Consider the following 22,322-nt stretch of genomic DNA (forward strand, 5'->3'; position numbering starts at 1 on the left):
GGACATCTATACTGGCGAGTAAGTTACGGAAGCGGAACGTCGTCGCAGTTCAGAAGGGCAGGAACCTCATGTCATCGATCTTCATCACCGGTGGAGCCGCGGGTATCGGCCTGGCCACGGCGGAGCGTTTCGCACGCGAGGGGTGGACCGTCGGCGTGTACGACGTCGACAACGACGCGCTCGACAAGGTGAAGGCGAACCACCCCGATTTCATCACCGGCAAGATCGACGTCCGCGACCCCAAGGAGTGGGACGACGCCCTCGCCGACTTCACAGCACACACCGGCGGAACCCTCGACGTCCTCGACAACAACGCCGGCGTGCTCACCGAGGGCAAGCTCGCCGACATCTCCCCCGTCGCCGTGCGTCGCCAGATCGACATCGACGCCCTCGGCGTGACGCTGGGAGCTCAGGCCGCACACAAGTACCTCAAGAAGACGCCGGGCTCGCACCTGGTGAACATCGCCTCGGCGTCGGCGATCTATGGGCAGCCGGGCATCGCCACCTACAGCGCCAGCAAGTTCTACGTCGCGGGACTCACCGAGGCACTCGAGCTCGAGTGGGAACCCGACGGCATCCGCGTCGTGAGCATCTGGCCGCTGTGGGCCAAGACCGCGCTGGCGGCCAACGGCGCCAAGTCGACCAAGACGCTGGGCGTGCGGATCACCCCCGAGCAGGTCGCCGACAAGATCTGGGAGTCGGTCCATCCCACCAAGAATGATCTGCGGCTGCACCGCACGAGTTACTCCGTCGGCACCCAGACGCTCTTCCTGGGCAACGCGGCAAAGTTCATCCCCAACTCGCTCAACCGACTGGTGAACAAGGTCATCGCTCAGTAGTCACCCGAGACGGGCGGTGAGAGGTGTATCGCCGCCCGTCACCCGCGACGACGCCGGTTGTAGCCGACGCCGCGTGGCGCCATCGGCAGCCGCCAACCGAGGACGAGCGCAACCAGGCGTAGCAGTGCGCCGACGATGAGTCCTGCGATGACCCAGACCTGCGACGGCAGGTCGGAGTACGTTCTGCCGATCGCGACTACCGCGGCAGCGACGATTGCGGGCACCGCGTAGAGATCGGCTGGTTGCAGGAGCAACGGAATCTCGTTGGCGAGCACGTCGCGCAGGACGCCACCGCCGATCGCCGCGAGCATCCCGATGAGGGTTGCGGCGAAGGCGTGCGCGTGATGGTCGATCGCGATACTCGCGCCGGTGGCGGCGAACAATCCCATGCCGATCGCGTCGAGGACAACGATGGTCCGACGCAGCAGCGCAAACGACGGATGAAAGATCACGGTCACCAGCGCGGCGATCAGTGCTGTCGTGACGGGGACCCAATTGTCGAGCGCCGAGGGCGGGGTGATGCCGAGCAGAAGATCGCGCAGAATGCCGCCGCCGACTCCGGTCAGCACCGCAACCGTCGCGATCCCCCAGATGTCGAAGTCCTTTCGGATTCCGACCAACGCTCCCGACGCAGCGAACACCCCGATACCCGCGATGTTCAAGATCGCAAGCAGCATCGGCACCTCGCTTTCACGGCGACCACCCGCGCTTTCACGGTGTACTTCCGCACTGGAGGACTTTCACCGCGTAGTTCCGGAGGAGTGCACATCCAGGCGTACTTCCACAGAACAGCACAACTGCCGCAACGTCTGGGACGTTGCGGCAGTTGTGCTGGATTAAGTCGCTGAGGTTATGTCGCGATCAGCGGCGGTCGAGATCGATGATGCCAGCGCGCGCAGCCTTGACCAGACGACGCGGGATGCGCTGAGCGACACCGTTCACCTTGACCTCCTGCAGCGCGGGGTTGTCCGCTTTCCACTGCGAACGACGGCTGCGGGTGTTGGCCCGCGACATCCGGCGCTTCGGTACAGCCATGGTTGTGCCCTTCTCTACTGTGTCCTTACGGACTGTGTCTCACTGTGGTCCTCGTGGACCAATCACTGCGGTCCTCGCAGACCTGCAATGTGGCCCTCGCGGACCCGTAACGCTGGCCCTCGCGGACCGTGCCCTCAGGTCGTCCGTTCTCCACAGAGTGGAGCGTCGACCGGCGTGGTGGACGTGCCACGCAACCCTCGGGCGCAGCACGCAACCTCTCTAGACTACCGGTCGCGCGGTCAACCTCCAAAACGACGGGAGTGAATGGCGCCGACGTCGGGCGCGTTCGGCCTCTGTCAGTACGTCGAGCTGTCGCTCAGATCCCAGTTGCCCGAGCTCAAGAACGCAATCCAATAGATGACCCCGATGACCACGCCGATCGCGCCGACGATGATGCCCGCGAGTGCCATCCCGTCGCCCTTCTGGGTTCCATTGGAGGCACTGATCTGTTTACGCGCGACGAAACCCAGCACGATGCCCACCGCCGGGACCACGATGGTGAAGCAGCACGCCAGCGTTCCGACAATCGACACGATCAGCGACGCGATCGCCATACCGTTCGTCGTCTGCCCCGCCGGATAGCCGGGCTGACCGTAAGCGGGCTGACCGTAAGCGGGTTGTCCGTACGCCTGCTGGCCATAGCCGGGCTGACCGTACGAGGACTGGCCGTAGGGCGGTTGACCGTACGGCGGCTCGGCGGACTGCTGACCGAAACCCTGCGGCGTGCCGTAGTCGGGCTGCACCGAGGACTGGCCGTACTGAGGCGTCGAGCCGTAGTCGGGGGTCAAGCCGGGTGTCTGACCGTAGTCGGGTGTCTGGCCGTATTGCGGAGCCTGCGAGCCGGAGCCGTAGTCGGGTGTCTGGCCGTACTGCGGAGCCTGCGAGCCCGAGCCGTAGTCGGGCGTCGAACCGTACTGCGGCGGCTGGTACGTCGACTCTCCCTGCGAGGGCGGGCCGTAGGCGGAGGGGTCGAACTTGGTCGTCGGAGGCTCAGGTGATCCGCTGCCGGTCGACGGAGTTGCACCCGAGGCCCCCGAGCCCGAAGCCCCCGAACCAGAGGCCCCCGAACCAGCTGAGCCGGAGCTTGGCCGCTTGATCAGCGAGGTGGCATCGTCGCTCGGCGTCGACCCAGGTGCGTCGGCGCTGGGTGAGCCGGAACCGTCGGAGCCGGTCGAGTTCTGGTCTGGGCGCTCTGGATCCGATGCGCTCGAACCTCCATACGGAGTGGACATCTGCGTTCACCTCTCTGGGTTCGCCCCTTTGGGTTCGCCCCTTTGGGTTCCCTCGTTGGGATCGCCGTCGGCGTTATCGCCGCACCGACCGTACTGTCAGAGGGACCAGGCACGCCCCGCAGGGCGTGGTCACTCCAATGCTGCCGCCAGCTTAGTGAAAAGCGCACAAGCCCGGCTGCATACACTCATCCGAGTGTCAGGCGTCGTCTCAGGTTTCACCGTCATCTTCATTCTGGTGGCCATCGGATTCGCCCTGGGCCGGACGCAGATCCTCGGTGAACACGCCCATGACGTGCTGTCGCGACTGGTGTTTTTCGTCTGCACGCCGGCGCTGCTGTTCTCGTCGCTGGTGACCTCCGACCTCTCGGTCATCTTCTCGTCGACACTCGTCATCGCAGGAGTCTCGGCGTTTGCCACCGGAACGCTCTACATCGTGCTCGCCCGCGGCATACTGCGACGTCGCGAGATACCGGAACTGACCATCGGCGCGCTCTCGTCGTCGTACGTCAACAGCGTCAATCTCGGTCTACCGATAGCGATCTTCGTTCTCGACGACGCCTCGTTCATCGCGCCGTTGCTGCTGTTTCAGATTCTGATCTACTCGCCGCTGGCGTTGGGCGTCCTCGACGTCACCGCGTTGGACCGCACCGCGGGAAAGTCGGTGCTGCGCGACACCCTGCGACTCCCCCTGATCAACCCGATCGTGATCGGCGGGCTGATCGGAGTGGTCGTCTCGCTGATCGGGTGGCATCCGCCCACCGCGATCCTCGAACCGATGAAAATGCTCGGCAGTGCGTCGGTGCCCGCGGCGCTCCTGGCATTCGGAATGTCGCTGACAGGCGTGCCGCTGTTCAAGAAGGGGCAGAGTCCGCGGCGCGAGGTCGCACTCGCGACCGTGCTCAAGATGCTGTTCATGCCCGCGTTGGTCTACGTGATCGCGCGATGGGGCTTCGGCGAGTCAGGACACACGTTGTTCGCGCAGGTCGTGATCGCGGCGCTGCCGACCGCCCAGAACGTGCTGGTCTACGCGACGCGGTATCGGCGGGGGCAGGTACTCGGGCGCGACACCGCACTGCTCACCACCCTGGTGTCGATCCCCGTCATCGCGGTGATCGCGTGGTTGCTGGCCTGAGGGACCGAGTTGCGGCGTAATTCCGCTCAGTTGCGTGGGACGCTCGGGGGCATTTTTGTACCCCTGTGTCCCACGCAACTCGGGCCAGATCGTCAGTCGACGTCGACGGACCCGGTCGCGAACTCGCCCGCGGCGCCGAGCGCGATCTCTTCTTCACGCTGATGCGCCGTCAGGTGGTGCGGGCTTCGACGTGGAATCCCGAAGGCCGCGAGCAGGGCAGCGAGCGCGAACGCTCCGGCGCCGAGCAGGAACGCCGCGCGGTAAGCGTTCTCCGTCGGAAGCGAGACCGCGGTGCCACCCACGACGTGAATCGCGACCTCGGCAGCGAGCACGGTGATGATGACCGCGCTGCCGATCGCGCCACCGACCGTGCGCATGATGGAGTTGATCGAATTGGCGATGCCGGTCTCATGCGGCTCGACATTTTCGACCAGGAGCGCAGGCATAGCCGAATATGCCGCGGCCACAGCCACATTCGCAACGATGAGGCCTGCGATCATCTCGCCGGTGTTCTCGTGCAAGAAGGTCAGCATCAACATTCCGACCACGCCGATCACGCTCGCACCGAGCAGCACGATGCGGGGACCCACACGGCCGACCAGTCCGCCCGCGACCGGGCCTACGAGGATCGACACGATCGCGCCGGGAAGCATGAACGCCACACTGGTCCGTAGGACAGAGGCGCCGAAGCCGTAGCCCGCCAACGCATCCGGAGTCTGCACGAAGTACGTTGCGCCGAGGAACACGCTGAACATCGCGAACCCGACACACAGCGACGCGACGTTCGTGGCGAGAACTGCTCGCTGCTTGAGCAGGTCGACGGACACCAGCGGCTCGCCGCGTCGACTCTGCAGTATCCAGAAGCCGCCGAGCACGACGACGGCGGCGACGTAGAGGCCGATCACACGTGCCGACCCCCAGCCCCACGTGTGGCCCTGCGACGTCGGCAGCAGGAGGCACACCAGACCGACCGCGAGCACCAGCGCACCGAAGTAGTCGACGCGACCGCCCGTTCCCGGTCGAGACGGAATCGCGAAGATCACGAGCACCAGAACGACGGCCGACATCGCCACACACAGCCAGAAGATGCGTCGATAGTCGGCGCCGCCCTGTGTCAGCAGGCCTGTTGCCACGAGCGCCAGCCCGCTACCGACTCCCAATGACGACGCCGTGATCGCCATCGCCCCGGTGAGACGTTCGCGGGGCAGCTCCTGCCGCAGCACGCTGATCGCCAGCGGGAAGAGTCCGAAGCTCGCACCCTGCAACACGCGACCGACGATGAGCAAGTCGATCGAATTCGCCAGCGCCGCAATGAGACTGCCCACCAAGGTGATCAGCAGCACCGCGACGATCACTCGCTTGTGCCCGTAGACGTCGCCGAGACGCCCGAACAGCGGAGTGAATGCCGACGCCGCCAGCATCGTCGCCGTGGTCACCCATCCGACAGTCGTCAGCGAGACGCCGAGCTGCTCACCGATCTGCGGCAGCGCGGGCACCGCGAGGGTCTGAATCATCGAGAGCAACAGCACCGACGCCGCCGCGGCAACGACGATCAGTGCTGTCGACGAGCGCACCTTCGAGGGTGCCTGCTCCGGAGCTGCCGCTTGTGTCATACGGGACAATCTAGAACAAAATCGACGCTTCGTCGATTTTTGTCGACGACTAGTCGAAATTGTCCGGATTTCCTACTATGGAGGTATGACGACCAAGGCGCCCGACGATTCGCAGGCCAACCCGGCCCGCCGTAGAGGTGCTCGCACCAAGGGCGACGAGCGTGAAGATCAGATTCTGAGCGCGATGCGTTCACTTCTCGCCGACCATCCGATCGACGACGTCACCATCGACGACATCTCTTCTGCGGCAGGCATTTCACGAACGAGCTTCTACTTCTACTTTCCGTCGAAGCAGGCCGTCCTCACGACGCTCATGGAACGGATCTGGGACGACTTCGCCAGCACTCACGACTGGTTCGACGCCGTCGGACCCGACCCCGACGGCCTGCGCGAGCAACTCGACGCCGTCGCCGCGATCTGGCAGACGAACGGATCGATCATGGCGTGCGCAGCCCGGACCGGATACACCTCCGGTTACGCGCCGCTACAGGACTTCCTCGCGCGAGCACGCGCCCGATTCGTCGAACGACTCGCCGCCAAGATCGAGCGCGATCGATCAGCGGGGCTGGCGCCCGACGGTCCGCCAGCCGCCAATCTGGCAAACCTGGTGGCCGTGATGCGCGACGCAGGCCTGAGCGAACTGACATCGTCCGCGGGCACGGTTCCTGCGGTCACGGTCCCCGCGGACGACGCTCTCGACACACTCACCGTCGCCATCCTGCGGATGATCTACGGTCGCATCGACTGACGACCCCGCGAGCGCGATCAACAGCACCGCGCGAGCGCGACCAACAGCACCGCGCGGGTGCGATCAGCGACACCGCGCGGGCACGATCAACAGCACCGCGATCAACGACGCTCCTTGCGCTTGACGTCCACTCCGCCCATCAACGCGAATCCGGTGACGTGGACAGTCGGAGCGCCGGGGCGCCCGGGCCCCTCGGCTTTGCTCTCGAATCCGCCCATGATGGCGAGACCACCGACCTCGAGGGTCACATCCGGCGGCACGATGACGTCGACGCCACCCATGATCGCCACACACTGGACAGTCAGCACCGGTTCGGTGAACTCGACCTCTCGCAGGTCGATCTCGACGCCGCCCATGATCGCGGTCGCCTCGAGCTGATCAGCAACCGCCGCACGGCCTTTCAGCTCCGAGCCGGACATGATCGCGAGTCGATGACGCACCGGCTTACGCCCCGACCCCGTGCCGGGACGCGTCACGCCCGTCGGGTACGGGTCGCCGGGTCGCGGCAGGGGTACACCGAGTTTCCCGACGGGAAGGTCGTCGGTCAATGCGTCGAGATCGCCGAAAGTCTTTGCGGTAGAGGCCTTCAGCGCCCGCTCCTCGTATTCGCTCGGCGTCAGCGCGCCGCTGGTCATCGCCGCGGAGAGGATCTGGTGCACGAGTTCGCGGTCGGCGTCGGCCGCTCTGAGCCGGTGATCGGGCGCGGGCGTACCGCCGGGAGCCGCGGTCTCGTGCTGGACGGGACCGAGCTTGGTCAGGTCGGACTTGGCCGGCTCAGTCTTGGCCGGCTCAGGCTTGCCCGGCTCGGGCTTGGTCAGGTCCGGCCCGGTCGATTCAGGAGCTGCCGGGTCATGCCCGGTCGAATCGGGTTCTGGCAGTTCAGGCTCTGGCAGTTCGGCGGGAACGCTCATACCGTCGACGTTAGTGATCGCATGCGGCGCCCGACACCCTGAAATACCCTGACTCGTCCCCTGATTTCTCCGAGATCCGCCTCACGCGCCGATCAACCGCGGCGCGGACGCCGTGACCGCAGGTAGTCTCCGACCACCGCGGCGCCGAGTCCGTCGACGTCTGGGGCCACCACCCGACCGCCGATCCTGCGGGCGATCTGGTCCATGAAGTGCGCGAGGCCGGGGTCCTCCCCCAGCCGGAAGAACGTGACCTGCGCACCCATCCGTGCGACGTGGTCGAGTTCGCGCACGGTGAGCGCGATGGTCTGCGGGTGCGGCGGATAGAAGAAGAACGGCTCGCCGCTCGGGTCGAGGTGCGCGGTGGGCTCACCGTCGGTGACGACGAGGACCACCGGCTGCGCGTTGGGGAATCTCCGCAGGTGCCGTTGGGCGAGCAACAGTGCGTGGTGCAGGTTGGTTCCCTGTTCCATCCGTGGCTGCAGGCCGGTGAGTTCGGCGATGTCGATGCTGCGGGCATATCGTCCGAACGCGATCACTTCGAGTTCGTCACTGCGAAACCTGGTGGAGATCAAGTGATTCAGCGCGATCGCGGTCCGCTTCATCGGCGTCCAGCGACCTTCCATCTCCATTGAGAACGACGTGTCGACCAGCAGCACCACCGCGGCCTGTGTCCGCGCCTCGGTGTCGGCGACTTCGACGTCGCGGACCGAAATGTGCACACCCTCGCGAGCCATCGCCGACGGCGCGTTCACGGGATCGGAACTCTCGGAGATGGTGCGCAACACCGCATTCGAGACAGTTCTCGTGACATCCCACGGGTCGGTGTCGCCGAACTCCCACTCGCGCGTCGCCCCGGTCGGCTCGCCGAGCAATCCTGATTTGCGAGTCTGTCGGTCACCCCGACGCCCCGACATCTGGTCGGCGATGTCACGAAAGATGGTCTGCCCCAACTGCCTCATCGCCTTGGGGCTCAGGCGCAGAGTGCCGTCGGACGTACGGTCGAAGAATCCCTGCTCGGTCAACGCCTTCTCGAGCTCGGCGAGCGTTCTGGCGTCGACGGCTGCCTGGTCGCCGAGTTGTCGTGCGAGGGCGTCGAGGTCGATGTCGTCCATGCGCGCACCGGCGTACTGCTGCGAGAGTTGCTCGGAGAGCGCGTCGAGTTCGGAGATGTCGCGCAGCGCCGCCGCACCCTGCCCCAATCCCATCTGCTGATCGCCCGAGAACGACTCACCGCCGTCCCAATCGAGGCCGGGCCTGGCCTCCCGCAACGCCGAATCCATTTGCGCGAGTTGATTCATCAGGTCGGGCGAGCCGAACGCCTGCTGCGCGAGCTGATCGAGTTCTGCTCGTTGTTCGGGCGTCAGCGAGTTGTAGAACTGCTGCGCCGCCGCGGCACGTTGTGCGAGCGAGTCGATGAGTTCCTCAGTGTTGCGCGGGTTTTCGGGGAAGTACTCACCGTGCTTGCGCATGAAATCGTCGAATTGCTCAGTGGTGTCCTCGCCACGATTGTGGGCGTCGAGAAGCTTGTTGAGGTCGGTGAGCATCTCGGAGATGGCCTCACGGTCCTGGTCGGAGGCACCCTCGAGCGCTTCCTTCATCCCCGCGAAACGCTGGTCGAGCAGTTCCCGGCCCAGCAGATCCTTGATCTTCTCGAAGTCCTCGCGCGCCTGCGGGCTCCGCCAGTTGTACTCCGACAGTTCCTCGACGGCCTGAGCAGTCGAGGGCGGCAGACTCCCGATCTGCATCTCGGCGAAACGCGCGTCGTCGTCGAGGTCGCGTGCGAGTTGTTTGCGCTCCTCGAGTACCGCACGGTCGAGGAGCTCGCGGATCTCATTGAACGTTCCGTCGAGGTTTCGTTGCTTCAACAGCTGCTGCCGCCGACGGTTGACTTCCTCACGCAGCTTGTCCAGGCCGCGCATGTCCGACGTTCCGCGGCGCAGGAATTCGCGGAGCGCGCGCTGCGGCGACGCCCCCGCCATCACGTCGTCGCCGATCTCCTCGAGCGCTTCCCGTAGATCGACCGGCGGCGCAAGCGGGTCGGGGCCGCCGGTGTACCGCTGATAGCGCGAACGGTGAAAGTTCTTCTGAGCCATGTGTATACGTCCAGCCCGATGTCGTACGGCGTAGATCAGCCGTAGATGGTCTGCCCCTCGTCGTCGGCTTCCTTGCCGATGCGACGGGCCAGAAATAGTCCCTCGAGCGCTAATTCGAGTGCGCTCGCACGCTCGCCGTCCGCCTCGGCGTCGAGTCGTTCGGCGATGCCGTCGATGACACCGGCCGTCGTCTCGGGTGAGGGGATCGACGCCAGGAAGTCCGACGCCGTCACCCTGTCGCCGGTGACAACGGGTTCTCCGTTCTCCAGGGCGTCGACGAGCGGCGCCATGTCGATGCCACCGAGGTGTGCGCGAACGGTGTCGGCGACGGACTTACGGAGCAGGTGCTCGAGGATCTCGAGCTCGCGCCCCTCTTCACCCGACTCGAACTCGATCTTGCCGCGCAACACCTCGATCACCGATTCGAGATCGACGACGCGCGCAACGGGCACGTCCTCCCCGGTCACGGTGGCGCGATGCAACGCTGCGGCGGCCACGGTCTCTGCGGCCGCGATCGAGAACCGCGCCGAGACGCCCGACCGCTGATCGATCGACGGATGGTCGCGCGCATAGCGGGTGAAGCGGGCGAGGATCTCGGTGATGAACGTCGGAACCGTCGCCGTGAGGTCGGCTTCCTGCTCGATGACGGAGATCTCGTCGTCGAGTTCGAGTGGGTAATGCGTCCGGATCTCGGCGCCGAAGCGGTCTTTGAGCGGTGTGATGATGCGGCCGCGGTTGGTGTAGTCCTCGGGGTTCGCGCTCGCCATGACCAGGACGTCGAGCGGGAGTCGCAGCGTGTAGCCGCGCACCTGAATGTCGCGCTCCTCCATCACGTTGAGCATGGAGACCTGGATGCGTTCGGCAAGGTCGGGCAGCTCGTTGATGGCGACGATGCCGCGGTGCGCACGGGGAATAAGTCCGAAGTGAATGGTCTCCGGATCGCCCAGGCTGCGGCCCTCGGCCACCTTCATCGGGTCGATGTCGCCGACGAGGTCGGCCACGGAGGTGTCGGGTGTCGCGAGCTTCTCGCTGTAGCGCTGGCTGCGATGACGCCATTCGATCGGGAGCTCGTCGAGAAGTGCGGCTGCGCGTCGAACCGACGCCGGCGTGATCGGCTCGTACGGATGCTCGCCGAGTTCGGAGCCCTCGATGACTGGCGTCCACTCGTCGAGCAGGCCGACCAGTGTGCGCAGAATGCGCGTTTTGCCCTGGCCGCGTTCGCCGAGCATGACCACGTCGTGGCCCGCGATCAGCGCACGCTCGAGTTGCGGTATGACCGTCGCCTCGAACCCGACGATTCCCGGCCACGGGTCGTCGCCCTCGCGAAGCGCGGTGAGCAGGTTGTGGCGGATCTCGTCACGCACACTGCGCTGCACATGGCCGCTGGCACGCAACTCGCCGACGGTTCTTGGTGAGGGTGGGCGACTTTCGGTGGTTTGGGAGTTGGATGTGGTGAAGTTCTCCTCTGGCACCTTCTCCACGGTACTCCCGTCGAGCGTGCGGGCGCCGGGTTCGCGAGCCCGTTCGCCGCTAGCGCTCGGGACGCCAGGCGGGATCGCGCCCGATGAATCCGACGAGCCTCGCGACCGGATCGGCGTCGTCGTCAACAGGCACCGCCGGTCCGTACTGACCCGACGATCGCAGCAGCTCCTCGATACCGGTCATGCCGTCGAGCAGGCGCTGCGCGAAGACGGGGTCGAGGTTTGCGGTCCTGCCCCCGGCCGCCGCGAGATCCCAGGTGTGCATGAAGACGTCGGCCGTGTAGAACTGATCGATCGCGTCGGCGAGACGATGCTCACCGACCATCGGGTGCACGAAAACCGAGTTCGACGACGGGCCGTCGAGCAGTTCGCCGATCGCGGCACTGCGCGCCTGCCAAGCGGCGAGCGGGTCGTCGGCGACAGACGGCGCGTCGGGAAGCTGCACTCCCCCGGCGGCGAGGAAGCTCGCGAACCAGTCGATGAGATGAGCGACGACGTCGCGCGCCACCCATCCATCGACCGGCGTCGGCGCGTCCCAGTCTTGTACTGCTGCAACCTCTTCCGCGAACCCGCCCGCGATGATGCGATGACGGTCGGCAGCGCTGAGCTCGGTGAGCGACGTCGTCATGTCAGACTTCTCCGAGCAGGCCGTCGAGCTTGGCATAGCCCTCGTTGACCCCGACCTCCATGCCCGACGACAACCAGCCGTCGCGGGCTTCGAAGCTGTCGCAAAGGGATTGGGCGTGCAGGCGCGTGGTGCCGTCGCCGAGGTCCTCGAAGTGCAGCGTCTCCAGCGCCACCTGATCGGGCATGCCCTCCCAGGTGAAGGTCTGCACGATCGTGTCGTCGGACACGGTGTGGAAGCAACCGCGGAAGGCGAATTCGTCGTCGTCACGCGATGACACATAGCGCCAGCTCCCACCGTTGCGGACGTCCCACTCGACGATTCTGCTACTGATCGAGTCCGGCCCCACCCAGCGCACGAACAGCTCGGGATCGGTGTGTGCTTTCATCAATTGTGCTGGGGTGCCGCGGAAGTCGCGTGTGATGCGGATGATCGGCACCTCCCTGTCGGCCTCGATGGTGGCTTCCGGATAGCGCGTCTGCGTGCTCATGATGCCTTGCCCTTCTTCATCGGTGTCTCGTCGCCACGGCGAACCGCGTCGTTCTTCTCTGCGTCGTCCATCGTCGAGTTGTTCATCTCTGCCAATACGACGTCGAGACGCTGATAGCGCTCCTCGGCCGCGCGGCGATACCGCTCGATCCACTTGGTCATGAGGTCGAATACCTCGGCTTCCAGGTGGACAGGACGGGTCTGCGCCTCCCGGGTGCGGGTCACCAGGCCTGCGTCTTCGAGCACTTTCAAGTGCTTCGACACCGCCTGGATGCTGACGTCATACGGCTCGGCGAGCTGACCGACCGTCGCATCCGAGACCGCGAGCCGCGCGACCATGTCACGCCGGGTCGGGTCCGCCAGCGCGGCGAACACCTTGGACAACTCGTCTGCCACTCGCCCTCCTCAACCGTTTGGTTGAATACGAGTGTGCGACGCCGCCGCCGGGTTGTCAACCCTTTGGTTGAATACGCCGCGCGGTGGTGGTCGAGCAGCCGCCACTGGTCGAGCCGCGCGCCGCTGGTCGAGCTTGTCGAGACCACCCACCGGCCGGGTGCACCCGTCGCTGGCGCGAGCTTCCCCCGCCAAGGTGGTTTCGACTCGGGTGCTCGCTGCGCTCGCGCCCGCTCAACCAGCGGAAAACGGGCCCAGCCCGCTGGTCGAACTGAACTCGCTGGTCGAGCGCACTCGTCGCTGGTCGAGCCTGTCGAGACCACCCGCCGGTCGGGTGCACCCGTCGCTGGCGCGAGCATCCCCCGCCAAGGTGGTTTCGACTCGGGTGCTCGCTGCGCTCACGCCCGCTCAACCAGCGGAAGACGGGCCCAGCCCGCTGGTCGAGCCTGTCGAGACCACCCGCCAGCCGGGTGCACCCGTCGCTGGCGCGAGCATCCCCCGCCAAGGTGGTTTCGACTCGGGTGCTCGCTGCGCTCACGCCCGCTCAACCAGCGGAAGACAAACCGGCCCCCGCTGGTCGAGCTTGTCGAGACCACCCGCCGGTCGAACTGCCCCGCCAAGGTGGTTTCGACTCGGGTGCTCGCTGCGCTCGCGCCCGCTCAACCAGCGGAAAACGGGCCCAGCCCGCTGGGCGAACTGACCCGTATCCTCGCTAAACCCGCGCCCGCTCAGCCGGCGGCAGGCGGACCCACCGGCTCGTCGCCGCGCAGCGTGATGCGGTGCATCACCCGGCGGTTGTCGCCGTAGTCGCGGTTGGCGTAATGCAGGGTGTTGCGGTTGTCCCACAGCACCAGGTCGCCGAGGCGCCAGCGGTGTCGCACAATGTGTTCCGGCTTTGTCAGGTGCGCGTACAGCAGATCGAGAATGCCCCGGCTCTCCGCATCGGACACGCCCTCGATATGCGACGTGAAGCCCGGGTTGACGAACAACGATTTGCGCCCGGTCTCCGGATGCACCCGCACGACGGGATGGGTCACCGGTACCAACTCGGTGACTTCCTTTCCGTCCCAGACGTTTCCGCGACCACCCCGACGCTGCTTGAGGTAGTAGCCGAACTCTCGATTACCGTCGTGCACGGCAGAAAGATCTTCGACGAGCCGCTGTACCGGAGCCGACAAAGACTCGTAGGCGAGCTCGGCGTCGGCCCAGTTGGTGTCGCCTCCGTTGCGTGGCAACACAACCGGGCGCAGGATCGAGCCCATCGGCGGTCGGGGCATGAACGTGACGTCGGTGTGCCAGACGTCGGCGAAACCGTTGTCGGTGCTGTCGAGCGAGTACACCTCGGCAGGCACGTCGCCGCTGTTCCACACGGGATGTCCTGCGGTGAGATCGCCTACGCGACGGCCGAATTCGACGTGCGATGCGTCGTTGAGGTGCTGGTCGCGCAGCACGATCACCTTGTACTCGATCAGCGCGGCCCGGATGGCGCGAATCTCGTCGTCGGATGCCGAAGCGACGTCAACGCCGCGGATCTCGGCGCCGAATCGTGGGCCGAATTCGTCGATGTCGAACTCGACCCCCGACGCGACCGTCGCCGAATCAATTGGCGTCGAATCGAGTGGGGCTTGTGCGCCGGTACGTGAAGAATCAGGGAGTGAAATGGTCATGGTGGGTCCTTCTCGGGGAGTCGTAAGTGGTTGCGAGTCCGAGAGGGACCGGCGGCGAGCCGTGGTGGCTGCCGTCTGCCCATGTCATCCGGTGAATCATCTGCGCGTACCCCTGCTGCTCCTGAAAGGCCGTGGTCCGCGCCGACCCACCGTCGACAACAGAGTCCCACAGTCGACACCGATCGGCAGCGCGAAGCGTGCCGACGGGTGCGATGAGGTGGGAGGTTGTGCTCACACCACCTGTTTAGTCACCGACGAGCAGCCGGAACAGGGTTTACCGCAGCGCGATAAAAACCCCGACGCTCACTTCTTCCCAGCAGATTCGCCGCGCGCCGCACTCTTGACCGCGCTCGCGATCTCGGTGCGCAGAACGGTGTACTCAGCAGAGTCTCTGATGTCGTCGGCGCTGATTCCGGTACGCGGAATCGGCGACGAGATGTCGAGCGCCACACGACCGGGACGGCTCGTCAACACGACGATCCGCGATCCGAGGAACGCAGCTTCCTCCGCGCTGTGCGTCACAAAGACATTCGTGCGGCCCAGCTCGGCACTCACGGTCCTGACGTCTTCCTGAAGCGTCTCGCGGGTCAGCGCGTCGAGAGCCGCGAACGGCTCGTCGAGCAGGAGCAGCGACGTGTCGCCCGCCAACGCACGCGCGATGGCGACACGCTGCTGCTGGCCACCCGAGATCTCCCAGATTCGACGATTCGCCGTGTCGGACAGACCGACTCGCGCGAGGAGTTCCTCCCGGCGTGCCGGCCGACCCGAACGCGGCACGCCTGCGTACTTCAGGGCGAGGTCGACGTTGCCTCCGACGGTGCGCCACGGAAACAGCCTCGGCTGCTGGAACACCACGCCAGACGAGCTGCCGGGCAGCGGCTTTCGTCCAGAAACCTCTACGACGCCCGACGCGGGGTCCTCGAATCCGGCGATCAGCCTCAGGAGCGTCGACTTGCCACAACCCGACGGACCGACGAGTACGAGCACTTCACCGGGGTCGACCTCGAGGTCGACGGGCCCGACGGCCGTCACAGCGTCGTTGCCTTTGCCGTACCGCTGGGTCACCGCGCGCAGGCTGATGCTGCCTTCGCCTTGCGCTGCAATGGGAGTCGACGACGCTTCGCCTTCGGTCACCGCAACGTCGACCTTCTTACCAGCGTCAACCTTGGTATCACTGTGCTGTGAGGACACCGGGAAGCCCCTTGGTGTAGATCGCGTTCTGGAACGTCGACAGCGGGGGCGCCGACGGGATCTGCTGTTGTTCCGCAAGGAATTCCGCGGCGCTGTGCAGGTTGTCGGCAACGTTGCCCGGCTTACCGTCGGTGCCGAGCCACTGCGGCGAGGTCAGCTCGTCGTTCGTCAGGTAGATACCCTGCTTGAGCTGGTTGGCCGCGTCCTCGGGTGTCGTATTCAACTGTGCGGCAATAGCCTTGGCCGCCGCCTGCGGATCGTCGTGGATCTGCTTGAGAGCGCGCGCTTCCGCCTTGCGCCAGGTGTCGACGACGTCGGGGTGATCCTTCGCGAAGTCCGACGACACGACGCCGAGGTCGAGCGTCGGCTTACCCCAGGTGGACACCTCACGGCTGGTCACGATGGTCTTACCGGTCTTGCGCAACTCGTCGAGTGTCGGCAGCCAGGTGTAGACGGCGTCGACGTCTCCGCGTTGCCACGCGGCGAGCGATGCCTGCGGCTGAAGATCGATCAGGTTGACGTCCTTCGGGTTCACACCGGCGTGGTTGAGTGCGGCGAGCAGACTGTAGTGCGAGGTCGATGCGAACGCCGTCGCCACGCGCTTGCCCTTGAGGTCGGCGATCGAATTGATCCCGGTTCCGTTGCGCGCCACCAGCGCCTCGTTGTCGCCTGCGACATCGAGGATGAACGCGACCTGGTAGGCGATGTTCAACGGCGCGGAGAGTCCGCGCGCCACGGGGCTCGAACCGATTGCGCCGAAGTCGATCTGCTTCGCGACGAACGCCGTGTTGATGTCGGCGCCTGAATCGAACTTGGTCCACTTGACGTTGTAGTTCGGTAGCGCGTCCTCGAGCCACTTGTTGTTCTTCACGATCAGATCACCGCTCGGGAAGGACTGGTAGGCAAGGCGAATCGTCGGCTTGTCGCTGTCGCCGCCGGACTTGTCGACAGAGCAACCGGTGAGCACGACCGCAGCCGAAGCGACGAGAGCACCGACCGTCACCCCCAGCGAGCGCAGCCGCGATCGACGAGCCTTGCTCGATGTCAGGAATGTCATTGTTGTTCAGGCCTTTCCGCGCCACGGCACCAGGCGGTGCTCGATCATCCGAAGTATTCCGTCGATGACAAGACCCGACAGTCCGATGAGGACAATGCCGACAAGCACGACGGGAGTGTTGTTGTAGTTGCTGGCGTCCTTGACGACGCCTCCGATGCCGGGAATACCGTTGAAGAGCTCCGCCGCGACCACCGACGAATAGGCGATGCCGACCGAAAGCCTGATGCCCGTGAATGTTTCGGGCAGTGCGGCCGGAATCACGACGTCGGAGATCACCTCACGCCTGCTTGCTCCCAGCGCGCGTGCGGCCTCGATCAGCGACACCGGGGTGGCGCTGACGGCGGTGGTGGTCGCCACCGCTGCCGGTGGAAGAGCAGCCAACGCGAGAAGCGTGATCTTCGGCGCCTCGTCGATTCCCAGCCAGATGACCAGGAGGAAGAAGTACGCCAGCGGAGGCAGCGCGCGCAGGAATGTCAGCCACGGCTCGAGAAGTCGACGGACCCACGGGATCGACCCCATGATCAGCCCGAGGACAACACCCGCCGCAACGCCGATCACGACACCGACGAAGACACGACGCAGCGTCATGTAGAGGTGTTCCCACCAGTAGTAACCGGCGTATCCGACGACGCCGTTGTGCGTCGTCGACATTTCGACGAAGGCGTGCCATACGGTGCCGAGACGCGGCACGAATGTCTCGCTCCAGACGCCGCTGACGGCGACGGCTTGGTAGACAGCGAGGAACAGAACCACGGAGAGCACGGGGAGACCGAATTGCAGTGCAACAGAACGAAGCCTGCTGCCGGTCGAGGTCTTCTCGACCCCTGGTTGCCCGCCCTGCTGCTCTTCGGGCGAGATGTCGACGAACAAAGTCACCGGCTATGTGTACCGGTCCGGGCAGCGCGCGACCATCTTTTTCCTCAGCGTGAGAAAAAGGCGCGCCGAAGTGGCGTGGTGGGTAGTCGCTTCTATAGGGACGTCGACCATTATGTGCGCCAAGCGTACGTTCGCACAAGGGATCTCGACTCGACGACGGGTATCAGCTGAACGCCAACCACACAGCAAGACCGAGCCCGCCGAGTCCCACCGCGATACGCAGGGGCCCGGCGGGCAGTCGCTTGACCACGGGTGGACCGCACCAACCGCCGATCAGGCAACCGATCGCCATCGCGATCGCGGCCGGCCAATGAACCGGGCCCCAGATGATGAACCCCACGGCCGCAACAAGATTGGCCACGCCGAGAAACAGAGACTTCAACAGCGTTGCGCGCCAGAGTGGTTCGCTTGTCACGACGAGAGTCAGGGCGAGTAGCACGATGCCCGCGCCCGCACCGAAGTAGCCGCCGTAGATGGAGATCAGGCCGAGTCCGACGACGAAGAGCCACGGACGGTCGGCGTGGCGTGAGGCGAGTCGTCGAAGCTGTGGTTGAACGAGCAGAGCAATCGCCGCAAACCCGACGAGGTACGGCACGATCACCTTGAAGCTGTCGGGGGGCGTGATCAAGAGAATGATCGCGCCGATCGTGCCGCCGATCAGCGACGCGACCACACCGGCGTACAGCGGCCGACGATCACCCGCGAGCAGTACTTTGCCGGACTGGCCGAGACTCCCCGCCCCCACCGCGACGAGCGACACCGTGTTGGTGACGTTCGCCGCGATCGGGCTGAGTCCCACTGCCAGAAGGGCGGGATAGCTGACCACCGACGCCAAGCCGGTGACGTATCCGATCAGCCCGGCGCCGAACCCCGCGACGAACAGCAGCACGAGATCGAGCACGCTCATCGGTCACGCCCACTCGGCCCAACGAAGCGCCCGGTCGGCAGAACGCGACGCCCACTCGACCCGACGGAGCGCACAGTCGACGCGATCAGGTCAGTGCGCGAAATGCCGTGCACCGGTGAGGTACAGGGTGATGCCGGCCTCGGCGGCGGCCTCGATGACCTCTTTGTCGCGGATCGACCCGCCCGGCTGCACGACGGCCGATACCCCACCGTTGATCAGCACCTGCAGCCCGTCGGGGAACGGGAAGAAGGCGTCCGACGCTCCAACGCTGCCACTGGCCCGCTCGCCTGCGCGGGTGACGGCGAGGTGCGCCGAGTCGACCCGGTTGACCTGCCCCATGCCGACGCCTACAGAGGCGCCGTCCTTGGCGAGCAAGATGGCATTGGACTTCACCGAGCGGCATGCGCGCCACGCGAATTCGAGGTCGGCGAGGGTGTCGGGGTCGGCGGGAGGTCCTGCGACGAGTGTCCAGTTCTCCGGGTTGTCGCCCTCGGCGTCGAGGATGTCGCGATCCTGCATGAGCAGGCCGCCGGACACCGGACGGAACTCGAGTCCTGCGCGCACCGGCGGGACGGCTCGCAGGATGCGAATGTTCTTCTTGCGCTGCAACACCGAGAGCGCGCCGTCGGCGAAGCCCGGGGCGATGATCACCTCGGTGAAGATCTCGGCGACCTGCTCGGCCATCTCGACGGTGATCTCACGGTTGGCCGCGATCACGCCGCCGTATGCACTGACGGGGTCGCACGCGTGGGCGAGGCGGTGTGCCTCGCCGATCGTCTCACCAATGGCGATGCCACAGGGGTTGGCGTGCTTGATAATTGCGACGGCGGGTGCGTCGAAGTCATGGGCGCTGCGCCAGGCGGCGTCGGAATCGGTGTAGTTGTTGTAGCTCATCTCCTTGCCGTGCAACTGTTCTGCCGACGCGAGCCCCTCGGGCGCCGCAGTGGAGAGATAGAGCGCAGCGGCCTGGTGGGGATTCTCGCCGTAGCGCAGCACAGCGGAACGCTCCCAGGTGAATCCGGACCATTCGGGGAACGTCGATCCGTTCGCTGCCGGCGCCACTTCCTGCGACATCCAGGACGCGACGGCGACGTCGTAGTCAGCGGTGTGCCGAAATGCCTTGGCGGCCAACTCACGTCGCTGCGTCAGCGTGAATCCACCCTCGGTGACGGCGGTGGAGACCTGCTCGTAGTCCATCGGGTCGACGACGACGGCAACGGTGGGGTGGTTCTTGGCCGCGCCGCGCACCATCGACGGTCCGCCGATGTCGATCTGCTCGATGCACTCGTCGGGGGTGGCACCCGACGCGACGGTCTCGGTGAACGGGTACAGGTTGACCACTACGAGATCGAAAGGTGCGACACCCAATTCCTCGAGCTGCGCGACGTGCGACTCCTTGCGACTATCGGCGAGGATGCCCGCGTGCACCTTGGGATGGAGCGTCTTGACTCGTCCGTCGAGGCATTCCGGGAATCCCGTAACCTCCGACACCTCGGTCACCGGAATACCTGCTGCCGCAATGGTTTTCGCAGTCGACCCGGTCGAGACCAGTTCGACGCCCGCCTCGTGCAACGACGACGCGAGATCGGCGAGGTCGGTCTTGTCGTACACACTGACCAACGCGCGCTTGATGGGGCGTCGACCTGTGTCTGCGGGGGTGGCTGCGTTCACGGAATCCGGGCCTTTCGTCCGTCGATGACAACTCCTCGGGTGACGAGTTTCGCCACAACGTCGGCGAGCAGGAATCGCTCGACCGACTTGATGCGTTCGTGCAGGGTCTCCTCGGTGTCGCTCGGTGAGATCATCACCGGCGCCTGCGCGAGGATCGGGCCGGTATCGACACCGTCGTCAACGAGGTGGATCGTCGCGCCGGTCACCTTGACGCCGTGCTCGAGAGCGTCGGCGACGCCGTGCGCGCCGGGAAACGACGGCAACAACGCCGGGTGAGAGTTGACGATGCGGCCACCGAATCGCGACAGGAACGCCGGGCCCAGGATCTTCATGAAACCTGCGGTCACCACCCACGCGGGCGCAACTGCTGCCACCTGCTCGGCCAGCGCTTCGTCCCAGCGGGCGCGGTCGGCGTGGTCGGAGACACGACACACGACGACGGGGATCTCGTGGCGTTGCGCGATCGACGCTGCGCGGCAATCACGGTCGACGACTACCGCCGTCACCTCGAAGGCGGCATCGGGGCCGTCGGCGCGGTCGATGAGTGACTCGAGCAGCGTTCCCGTACCCGACGCCATCACGACGATCGGGACGCGTACCGGGTTATCGGCAGCGTCTACGGGGGTTCTGTTCACATCTGCGAGCCTAGTGGATCGCTGTTCGCGCCCCGTGAGCGAGTCGCTGCGTCCGCGGTGCTGACGGAGTCGACGCCGCTTCCGTCATCGTCAAATCCGGTGGCGTCCTCGAGCACTGTGCCGTCGTCGAGCACCGTGGCGTCGTCGAACCCAGTGGCGCTGTCACCCGCGCCACCATCGGGCTCGGCACTCTCGTCGTCGCTGACGTCAACGTCGCTGTCCTCATACTCCGAAGCGTCGTCGGCGTCCGCGCCGCTGGCGTCGTCGTTCTCGTCCCAGGAGTCGTTCTCATCCCACGAGTCGTTGTCGTCCCACGAGCCGTTCTCATCCCAGGAGCCATCCTCGTTCCACGAGCCGTCCTCGTCCCGGGAGTCGACGACGTAGTCGTCGTCGTATCCGGAGTCGTCGAGCCAGGTGTCGAGATCGTCGGAATCCTCACCGCCGGACTCGATCTGCAGCCTGGCGCGCCGAGTCGATGGCAGGCAACCGTAGATGAGCGCGACGATGAGGCCGACGACGACAACCCAACCGAGCGTGAACACTCCCGCGGCCGCGACATTGACGCCCGTCGCGCCGATCTCACCGAGTTGGCCGCCCGCGGGCCAGGCAAGCAGCACGATGATCGACGCCGCGACCGCTCCGGCCACGCCGACAGCGCGGACGTGCGCGATCGGGTCGAGCGATCGGCATCGCCAACCGACGTAGCCGGCGACGGCAGCGGGGACAACGAATCCGACGACGCCGAGCGTGCCGTAGTCGGCGTCGGGGAGCGCTGCTAGCAGTGGCACGGGCGGCAGCGGGCCGCTGCGTACGGACAGCAGGTCCACCGACATCGCCCCGACGTGGACGTCGGCGCCCACGAGAACTGCCGTCGCGCCCACGATCACGTTGGGAAGGTAAAGGATCGACAGCACTGTCAGCCCCAGGTAACCGTCGAAGCGGTAGCCGCCGCCGAGGAGTTGCCCGACGTCGGAGAAGCTCAGTAGAAGTCGCACCAGAACGAGCACCGACCCGGCCGCGAGGAGCGCAACCGCGGCAAGGAGACCGAAGCGAAACCCTCGACGGTCGGCTGCGGTCACCGAGGTCAGTGCTGCGAGGTCGCGACGTCGTCGCCAGACCACACCTGCGGCTGTCGCCAGCCCGTGCAGTGCGATCGTGCAGCCGAAGGCCAACAAGGCATTTGGCGCAGCAACGGGCATATCCGACGATCCGTCCATGAGCACGGCCAATGCCATCGCGGTGATCACGAGTGGTCCGCCGATCGCAGCCGCGGCGATCGCCGCGAGCTCAGACGGAGACCGTCCGACGCGGCTCGCCGACGATGCGAATCCGGCGGTTCCCGCTGCGACGAGGAGGGTCGGAAGCATGGGAAGTACACCGAGCGTGACACCGTTCATCGTCAGCGGCACCTGGTGGATCGCCAGCCAGCACGCCGAGATCACGTTCGCGATGCCCGACATATCTCCGCCGGACATGAGGAGCACCGCCAGCACACAGACCACGAGGACCATCAGCGTGATGACCGGAACCCCGAATGCGACGAGGATCAACTCGCGCGCGCTGCCCTCGGTGCCGAGACGCTGGGCACGGGTCGCCCGCCGCACCTGACGCAGACGCGCGGAAAGATTCTCTCTGGGCACAGACCTGATCGACGACATCGTTACGAGCGTGACACGAGTGACTGCAGTTGAGTCGGAGACGCGCCGAGAGACGACGCTCACGGCATA

General features: G+C 65.8%; 21 protein-coding genes. 3 read left to right on the top strand and 18 right to left on the bottom strand.

From position 1 onward, the window contains the following. Window positions 1-68: 68 nt before the first annotated feature. Window positions 69-839, top strand: a complete 771-nt coding sequence (locus tag A5788_RS10225) for an SDR family oxidoreductase (protein ID WP_064870017.1) — start codon at window positions 69-71, stop codon at window positions 837-839. A gap of 38 nt (window positions 840-877) precedes the next feature. Here A5788_RS10225 and A5788_RS10230 read toward each other — a convergent pair whose 3' ends face one another. From A5788_RS10230 to A5788_RS10240, 3 genes are all read right to left on the bottom strand, one after another. Then, complete coding sequence (locus A5788_RS10230) at window positions 878-1,516, bottom strand: trimeric intracellular cation channel family protein (RefSeq protein WP_005207273.1); 639 nt, start codon at window positions 1,514-1,516, stop codon at window positions 878-880. A 184-nt stretch (window positions 1,517-1,700) separates the two neighbouring features. Continuing rightward, window positions 1,701-1,874: a 50S ribosomal protein L32 gene (gene rpmF, locus A5788_RS10235; RefSeq protein WP_005174583.1), complete on the bottom strand. Its 174-nt coding sequence runs from the start codon at window positions 1,872-1,874 to the stop codon at window positions 1,701-1,703. 296 nt (window positions 1,875-2,170) lie between these two features. Then, the gene (locus A5788_RS10240) at window positions 2,171-3,106 is read right to left on the bottom strand and encodes a DUF4190 domain-containing protein (RefSeq protein WP_064870018.1); all 936 of its coding nucleotides are present in this window, start codon (window positions 3,104-3,106) and stop codon (window positions 2,171-2,173) included. 193 nt (window positions 3,107-3,299) lie between these two features. On the opposite strand from A5788_RS10240, the gene A5788_RS10245 reads away from it, so the two are divergent. Beyond that, a complete protein-coding gene (locus A5788_RS10245; RefSeq protein WP_064870019.1) occupies window positions 3,300-4,238 on the top strand; it encodes an AEC family transporter in 939 nt (312 codons plus the stop codon). Between the two features lie 92 nt (window positions 4,239-4,330). Here A5788_RS10245 and A5788_RS10250 read toward each other — a convergent pair whose 3' ends face one another. After that, entirely contained in the window at window positions 4,331-5,851 is a 1,521-nt protein-coding gene (locus tag A5788_RS10250; protein ID WP_064870020.1) for an MFS transporter, read from the bottom strand. An 85-nt stretch (window positions 5,852-5,936) separates the two neighbouring features. On the opposite strand from A5788_RS10250, the gene A5788_RS10255 reads away from it, so the two are divergent. Then, window positions 5,937-6,599, top strand: coding sequence for a TetR/AcrR family transcriptional regulator (locus A5788_RS10255; RefSeq protein ID WP_064863812.1), 663 nt, complete (start codon window positions 5,937-5,939; stop codon window positions 6,597-6,599). Between the two features lie 101 nt (window positions 6,600-6,700). Here the strand turns inward: A5788_RS10255 and A5788_RS10260 are convergent, their stop codons facing one another. The 14 genes from A5788_RS10260 to A5788_RS10325 form a co-directional block, all read right to left on the bottom strand. Beyond that, window positions 6,701-7,357: a DUF1707 SHOCT-like domain-containing protein gene (locus A5788_RS10260; protein WP_231894211.1), complete on the bottom strand. Its 657-nt coding sequence runs from the start codon at window positions 7,355-7,357 to the stop codon at window positions 6,701-6,703. A gap of 245 nt (window positions 7,358-7,602) precedes the next feature. After that, entirely contained in the window at window positions 7,603-9,603 is a 2,001-nt protein-coding gene (locus A5788_RS10265; protein WP_064870022.1) for a vWA domain-containing protein, read from the bottom strand. 35 nt (window positions 9,604-9,638) lie between these two features. Continuing rightward, complete coding sequence (locus A5788_RS10270) at window positions 9,639-11,084, bottom strand: sigma 54-interacting transcriptional regulator (protein ID WP_064870023.1); 1,446 nt, start codon at window positions 11,082-11,084, stop codon at window positions 9,639-9,641. A gap of 49 nt (window positions 11,085-11,133) precedes the next feature. Continuing rightward, window positions 11,134-11,712, bottom strand: coding sequence for a maleylpyruvate isomerase family mycothiol-dependent enzyme (locus A5788_RS10275; protein WP_064870024.1), 579 nt, complete (start codon window positions 11,710-11,712; stop codon window positions 11,134-11,136). 1 nt (window position 11,713) lies between these two features. Further along, on the bottom strand, window positions 11,714-12,202 hold the full coding sequence (locus tag A5788_RS10280) for an SRPBCC family protein (RefSeq protein WP_064870051.1): 489 nt from the start codon (window positions 12,200-12,202) through the stop codon (window positions 11,714-11,716). After that, window positions 12,196-12,594 carry an ArsR/SmtB family transcription factor gene (locus tag A5788_RS10285; RefSeq protein ID WP_064870025.1) on the bottom strand — a complete coding sequence of 133 codons (399 nt, stop codon included), beginning with the start codon at window positions 12,592-12,594 and terminating at the stop codon, window positions 12,196-12,198. Before A5788_RS10285 ends, A5788_RS10280 begins: the two co-directional genes overlap by 7 nt. Before the next feature lie 725 nt (window positions 12,595-13,319). Then, on the bottom strand, window positions 13,320-14,258 hold the full coding sequence (locus tag A5788_RS10290) for a TauD/TfdA dioxygenase family protein (protein WP_064870026.1): 939 nt from the start codon (window positions 14,256-14,258) through the stop codon (window positions 13,320-13,322). Window positions 14,259-14,561: 303 nt separating this feature from the next. Beyond that, window positions 14,562-15,392, bottom strand: coding sequence for an ABC transporter ATP-binding protein (locus tag A5788_RS10295; RefSeq protein WP_064870052.1), 831 nt, complete (start codon window positions 15,390-15,392; stop codon window positions 14,562-14,564). A 37-nt stretch (window positions 15,393-15,429) separates the two neighbouring features. Then, window positions 15,430-16,506, bottom strand: coding sequence for a taurine ABC transporter substrate-binding protein (locus A5788_RS10300; protein WP_156525492.1), 1,077 nt, complete (start codon window positions 16,504-16,506; stop codon window positions 15,430-15,432). Window positions 16,507-16,512: 6 nt separating this feature from the next. Next, window positions 16,513-17,382, bottom strand: coding sequence for an ABC transporter permease (locus A5788_RS10305; RefSeq protein WP_064870027.1), 870 nt, complete (start codon window positions 17,380-17,382; stop codon window positions 16,513-16,515). Window positions 17,383-17,545: 163 nt separating this feature from the next. After that, complete coding sequence (locus tag A5788_RS10310) at window positions 17,546-18,289, bottom strand: sulfite exporter TauE/SafE family protein (RefSeq protein WP_049697903.1); 744 nt, start codon at window positions 18,287-18,289, stop codon at window positions 17,546-17,548. A gap of 90 nt (window positions 18,290-18,379) precedes the next feature. Next, window positions 18,380-19,960 carry a bifunctional phosphoribosylaminoimidazolecarboxamide formyltransferase/IMP cyclohydrolase gene (gene purH, locus A5788_RS10315; RefSeq protein ID WP_064870028.1) on the bottom strand — a complete coding sequence of 527 codons (1,581 nt, stop codon included), beginning with the start codon at window positions 19,958-19,960 and terminating at the stop codon, window positions 18,380-18,382. Next, complete coding sequence (purN, locus tag A5788_RS10320) at window positions 19,957-20,538, bottom strand: phosphoribosylglycinamide formyltransferase (RefSeq protein ID WP_064870029.1); 582 nt, start codon at window positions 20,536-20,538, stop codon at window positions 19,957-19,959. Before purN ends, purH begins: the two co-directional genes overlap by 4 nt. Before the next feature lie 53 nt (window positions 20,539-20,591). Beyond that, the gene (locus A5788_RS10325) at window positions 20,592-22,253 is read right to left on the bottom strand and encodes a cell division protein PerM (protein WP_231894206.1); all 1,662 of its coding nucleotides are present in this window, start codon (window positions 22,251-22,253) and stop codon (window positions 20,592-20,594) included. Between the last annotated feature and the right edge of the window lie 69 nt (window positions 22,254-22,322).

It is taken from the genome of Gordonia sp. 852002-50816_SCH5313054-c (assembly GCF_001665925.1).
GTDB classification, from domain to species: domain Bacteria; phylum Actinomycetota; class Actinomycetes; order Mycobacteriales; family Mycobacteriaceae; genus Gordonia; species Gordonia jacobaea.